Genomic DNA, 5212 nt, shown 5'->3' with positions numbered 1-5212 from the left:
CCAGCGAGAGTTTGCGCCCGGCCGCCGAGAGGATGGAGAATTCAAGCGCGCCCTCGATGATGGCATAAAAGGCATCCCCGGTATCTCCCTGCTCAAACAACACCTCTCCGTTTGACAGGCGCACTTCGCTTGCCTGGCTTTCCAGCATGTCGCGCAGGGGCGTTGAGGCGGCAGACAAAAAGCCGGTTTCTGGCAGGCGGTCGTTTCGCATGATGTCTTGGGTCTCCATCACTTTGCGCCATTGGAAGGGGCTGGCAGGCCAGCAAGGCCGACAAGGGGCAGCCTTTGTTAGAGCGGTTCTAGCAGAGCAGCCCGGTTTGGGAAACCTCAGCCTATGTGCTACTGCCTTGCCTGCAGTTGGCAGATCCTATTGCGTTACTGGGCGATGGCGATCAGACCAAGGCGCCTTGCGGTGTCCAGCGACAGGGTGTTGCTGTCGAGGCCGGCCTCTTTCTGGTAGCGGCGCAGGGCCGATTTGGTGGAGCGATCCATCCGCCCGGTGGGCGTGCCGCGATAATAGCCGCGGGCCTCCAGGGCACGTTGCAGCGAGGCGATGAATTCAGGGGTGATCTGCGCCTGGCAGGGGGTTTCGATCCAGGTATCGCGTCGGGGCTGCACGATGTCCTGCCGGGTCACGGTGCGGAACACGGCTGGACGGGTGACTGCGCCGCTGGCGTCGCGCTCGGCCGGTTTCACCATCACCTGATCGGTGACGGTTTCAATCACGGCAGGGCTGGTGTTGCGGTGCCAGCAGGTGCCGAGGGGGGCTCCGGGGGGCGCCTCGGGCGGGACCTGGGACGCGGGCGCATTGGGATCTGTCGGAACGCAGGCGCCGAGGCTGAGCAGAGCCGCCAGCGACAGGGCCGCAACAAAAAAGGTCGGTGGTCTGGTCATACCTGCTGGTGCTCGATCCCTCGGGGCGATTTCTTCGCCGTTTGGCGCGAGACTAGACCAGATCTTGTGAGGGCGCAAAGGCAGGATCGCCTTCGCGCCCCTGTTCGGTGAGCAAAAGATCGAGCATGGGGGAGATATCTTCGACCTCCTCGGCAATGATATGGGTGACAGAATGGGCCCGTTGCAGCCTGCCGGTGACGCGCAGCAGCCGTCCGGAAATCACCGCGCGGCGAAAGCGTTCATAGGTTTTGCGCCAGACGATAACGTTCACCGTGCCGGTTTCATCCTCAAGCGTGACAAAGATCACGCCCTTGGCAGTGCCGGGGCGTTGCCGCAGGATCACCAGGCCGGCGGTGCGGACGCGGGCGTTTTCAGGCGGGATATGTTGTTGCGCTGCAGTGAGGCAGCCAGGGGGGCGGGGCCAGGATCTGCCGGGCTGAGACGCCCTGGAGTGAGGTTGTGCCAAGAACTGTGCCAAGAGGGGAGGGGCCTTTATTGCAGGGATTCGGGCTGATTTATGCGCAACTGGCGCATCTCAAATAATGAACCGGAACAAATATAGAACATTTGTGCAAGACGTCCAGTCGCGACCTTTCTGGTGGCAAATGGGGCTGGTGCCGGGGGCAGGGCTTGGCTACATATTCTGCAAGGATCGAGAAGGGAAATAGCAGACGATGGCAAAGATTACCTATGTCGAACACAACGGCACCGAGCATGTTGTGGAAGTAGCCAATGGCCTGACCGTGATGGAAGGCGCCCGCGACAACAATGTTCCGGGGATCGAAGCAGATTGTGGCGGCGCCTGTGCCTGTTCCACCTGCCATGTGTATATCCACCCGGACTGGGTCGAAAAGCTCCCGGCCAAGGATGACATGGAAGAAGACATGTTGGATTTCGCCTTTGAGCCGGATCCTGCCCGCTCGCGCCTGACCTGCCAGGTCAAGGTCAGCGACGCCCTGGATGGGCTGGTCGTGCAGATGCCCGAAAAACAGATCTGATGAGAACATCCGGGGCCATGGCGCGGCGTCTGATGTTTCGCCCCTGGCCCGGTTCTGCGCGCCGCGCCGGGCAAGCTTTGTGCCTGTGGCTGGTGACTTGCGTGGCCTCTGCTCCGCTGATGGCCGCGGGTTCGGGGGCTGATGGCACCGGCCAGAGCAACCCCGGTTGGACGGATGAAATCTTCTCAGCGGAATTTGCCCGACCTACAACAGCCTATGCGCATGGTGTTCTGGGGGATGCGGTGGAATGGGCCTGGCTTACCTATAGCTATAGGGGCAAGGACCAAGTGCCCAGAGCGCTGGAAATAAGGCTGCCGGCGGATCACGTCTTTGAGGATCTGAAGCCGAGGCTGGTGGATCTGAATCTAGATGGTCGTGCCAATGCGGTGATGGTTGTCGAGACTGACATGGCGGGGGGGGCAGCGCTGGCGCTCTATGGCGCCGGAGGCAAGATTGCAGAGACGCCCCATATAGGCCGTCGCAATCGCTGGCTGGCTCCCATTGGGGCGGCGGACCTGGATGGCGATGGCCATGTGGAGATCGCCTATGTGGATCGCCCGCATCTGGCCCGCACCCTGCGCATCTGGCGCTTTCAGAGTGGTGAGCTTCGCGAAGTTGCCGCTTGGTCAGGCCTGACCAATCACCGGATTGGCGATGATTTTATCACCTCGGGTCTGCGGAGCTGCGGCTCTGGTCCAGAGCTGGTCCTAGTAGACGCCCAATGGCAGAGCCTGGTTGCTGCTCGGCTTGTTGCGGGTCAGATCGAGATCCGTGTCATTGCGCCTTTCACCGGAACCGCGAGTTTAGAGGCTGCGCTCAGCTGCCAGTGATATGTTCTACCCTTTGGGGTAGGGGGCGGCAGCTGCCACCGCGACGCGCCGAAGGCGCGGCGCCAGGCCCAAAGGGGTAGTATTCTTGGAATGCCTAAGCGCGCGGGAGTTCCCCCCCCTTGGCCCCCTAAGGGAGCTTGGCAAAGGGCGGATCAGGGGCTGTTGCTGCGCACCACATGGTCGCCGCCGATATCGCCGAGGGAGGAAAACAGGCTGGCGGTATTGTTCACCCCCATCTTTTTCAACAACCGGGCGCGGTGCACTTCGACTGTGCGGTAGCTGAGATTCAGCGAGCGGGCGATCTCCTTGCTGGTCTGCCCTTCTCCGAGCAAGGAATAGACTTCGCGTTCGCGCCGGGTCAGTGGCAGATAGGGGCGCAGGCCGGAAAGATCAGCAAAGCTCCAGACCGCCCGACCCAGGGGCGCATTGGGCGTAAAGGTATGGCCACGCACCCGGACCCAGAACAGCTCACCGGTTTTGCGTCGCATCACCCGTTCATCCCAATAGGGATTGCCCTGGCTCAGGCTCTTGTCGCCGCGGGTACGCAGGTTCTGGAACTCTTCCTCCGAAGGGTAGAGGAAGGCAAAAAGCTGATCCAGTAGCTCGGCGCGTTCATAACCAAACATCTGGCAAAAGCGCTGGTTGCATTCCCGCAGCACCCGGTTTTCGGTGACCACAATGCCAACAGGGGCAAAATCAAAGGCCAGTTTGGCCAGGTCACGGGTCTCGTAAAGCCGATCAAGCGTATCAGAGCAGGGCTGTTGTTCCATTGTCCCTCCAGGAGCTTGGCTGACTGTAGCCCTAAGCGTGGCCAGTGAAAACAGCTTTGACAGAACCCTGCTGCCGAGAAACGTGGCGTCCCGCGAGCCTAGCTCAGATAGTAGCCCTGCAAGGCATGTGGTGTCGGTGCCGGAAGGCCCAGATGCGGTGCCAGGGAAATCTCCACTGTGCGGCACATGGCATCCAGCGGCAGGCCATTCACGGTCTCGCCAAAGGGATCGCCAGCTCTTCGGTAACCTCGGCCAGGCCAAAGAAAACATAGGCAATGATGGCGACAAAGATCGGCGTCATCCAGCCCGCATCCTGCAACAGAGCAAAGGGGATCAGCAGGCAATAGAGGTAGGTGGTGCGAAACACCAAGAGCGAATAGACATAGGGTAGCGGTGTTGTGGCCAGTCGTTCGCAGCCTGCCTGGGCCAGGGCGATGGAGCCGAGCCGCTCTGACAGGGCCTTGCGGGCAAAACCATCCACTGCGCCAGAGGCGGCTCTCTGGGTCAAAGCACTGAGCGCGGCGCAGGGCGGATGCGGTGCCTCCGAGAAGTCCTCTCCCGCCCAATCCTGTGCGACCTTGATGTCGTTGATGCGGCGTAGATTGGCACGGTGCAGGTGCAAAAAACCCAAGGCCAGGCGCAGGATCTCTTGCCGCGTGGCCTCTTCTGGGATGAACAGGACACAGTCGCGGGCCAAAGAACGCATATCCGCGATCATTTGTCCCCAAAGGCGGCGCCCCTCCCACCAGCGGTCATAGGCTGCATTGTTGCGAAAGCCGAGAAACAGCGACAGGGCGATGCCAAAGACCGCAAAAGGGGCTGCGCTAATATGCGGTAGCGGGGTGACAGCACGGTCGATCCAAACAATGAGCAGGGCCAAGAGGGACACGCCAATGATGCGAGGTAGTATACGGGGTAAGACCGAGCCCCGGATGGCAAAGAGTAGCTCATAGGGGCCAGTTTTTTCTCGTAGAATCATTTTGGACCTCTTCGCAAATTGGCTTTGGCATCAAATTAGATTCGGGCCCAGATCTAGGCTACGGCCAAAGGCGGCGAGATTTGGATCAAACCCGGCAGATCATCCCCATTGGGTCTGGTCCTGCGGAAACGGAGCAATGAAAGGGCGTGTTTAGGGGGCTTTGCCCCCTCGCGTTAGGCGCTCACCCCCAGGATATTTGGGGCCAACTGAAGACAGGAGCGTTCACTACAATTTCATTTGGCCAGAAATATCTCGGGGGAGTCGCCAGAGGCGACGGGGGCAGCGCCCCCACCTTTCGACGTCTCATCGATCTTTTGACCTATGTCTCAGTCCAGAGCCCGCCAGCTGATGTCACGGCGGAAGAATCCGTCAGGCCAGTCAATCTGATCAGTCATCGCATAGGCGCGATCGCGGGCCTCTTGCAGGCTGCTGCCGCGTGCGGTGACGTTGAGAACGCGTCCCCCCGTAGCGATTATGCTGCCGTCCTGTTCGGTGGTGCCCGCATGGAACACCATGTTTGAACTGTCCTCAGGCAGGGCATCCAGCCCTTTGATCACAGAGCCCTTCTCATAGGAACCAGGATAGCCATTGGCGGCCATGACCACTGTGATGGCGTGATCATCACCCCAGTTCACCTGGGCCTCCGACAGGCGGCCTTCAGCGGCGGATTGCATCAGGTCCAGCGCCTGGGCACCAAGACGCATCATCAGCACCTGACATTCCGGATCGCCAAAGCGCACG

Annotated in this window: 7 protein-coding genes and 1 pseudogene; 2 read left to right on the top strand and 6 right to left on the bottom strand. The window is 60.6% G+C overall.

What is annotated here, in order from left to right:
- From ABJP42_RS00540 to ABJP42_RS00530, 3 genes are all read right to left on the bottom strand, one after another.
- The coding region (locus ABJP42_RS00540) for a cyclic nucleotide-binding domain-containing protein (RefSeq protein WP_490363170.1) at positions 1 to 229 on the bottom strand (229 nt) is incomplete at its 3' end.
- Between the two features lie 146 nt (positions 230 to 375).
- Positions 376 to 894: a peptidoglycan-binding domain-containing protein gene (locus ABJP42_RS00535; RefSeq protein ID WP_348337923.1), complete on the bottom strand. Its 519-nt coding sequence runs from the start codon at positions 892 to 894 to the stop codon at positions 376 to 378.
- 52 nt (positions 895 to 946) lie between these two features.
- Positions 947 to 1360, bottom strand: a complete 414-nt coding sequence (locus ABJP42_RS00530; protein ID WP_348337922.1) for an OB-fold nucleic acid binding domain-containing protein — start codon at positions 1358 to 1360, stop codon at positions 947 to 949.
- A 208-nt stretch (positions 1361 to 1568) separates the two neighbouring features.
- Between ABJP42_RS00530 and ABJP42_RS00525 the strand changes: the two genes are divergently transcribed.
- Both ABJP42_RS00525 and ABJP42_RS00520 read left to right on the top strand, forming a co-directional pair.
- Positions 1569 to 1892 (top strand): 2Fe-2S iron-sulfur cluster-binding protein, encoded by a 324-nt coding sequence (locus tag ABJP42_RS00525; protein WP_348337921.1) that lies wholly within the window; start codon positions 1569 to 1571, stop codon positions 1890 to 1892.
- Complete coding sequence (locus ABJP42_RS00520; RefSeq protein WP_348337920.1) at positions 1892 to 2722, top strand: FG-GAP repeat domain-containing protein; 831 nt, start codon at positions 1892 to 1894, stop codon at positions 2720 to 2722. Before ABJP42_RS00525 ends, ABJP42_RS00520 begins: the two co-directional genes overlap by 1 nt.
- 152 nt (positions 2723 to 2874) lie before the next feature.
- Here the strand turns inward: ABJP42_RS00520 and ABJP42_RS00515 are convergent, their stop codons facing one another.
- From ABJP42_RS00515 to ABJP42_RS00505, 3 genes and pseudogenes are all read right to left on the bottom strand, one after another.
- Positions 2875 to 3492, bottom strand: coding sequence for a LuxR C-terminal-related transcriptional regulator (locus ABJP42_RS00515; protein ID WP_348337919.1), 618 nt, complete (start codon positions 3490 to 3492; stop codon positions 2875 to 2877).
- Positions 3493 to 3590: 98 nt separating this feature from the next.
- Positions 3591 to 4471 (bottom strand): annotated as a pseudogene (locus ABJP42_RS00510) (bestrophin family protein).
- Positions 4472 to 4797: 326 nt separating this feature from the next.
- Positions 4798 to 5212: phosphoribosylglycinamide synthetase C domain-containing protein (locus ABJP42_RS00505; RefSeq protein WP_348337917.1), on the bottom strand; the 415-nt coding region annotated here is incomplete at its 5' end.

The organism is Pseudophaeobacter sp., from assembly GCF_039971195.1.
Taxonomy (GTDB): Bacteria; Pseudomonadota; Alphaproteobacteria; order Rhodobacterales; family Rhodobacteraceae; genus Pseudophaeobacter.
This window is presented reverse-complemented; position numbering and strand designations above follow the sequence as displayed.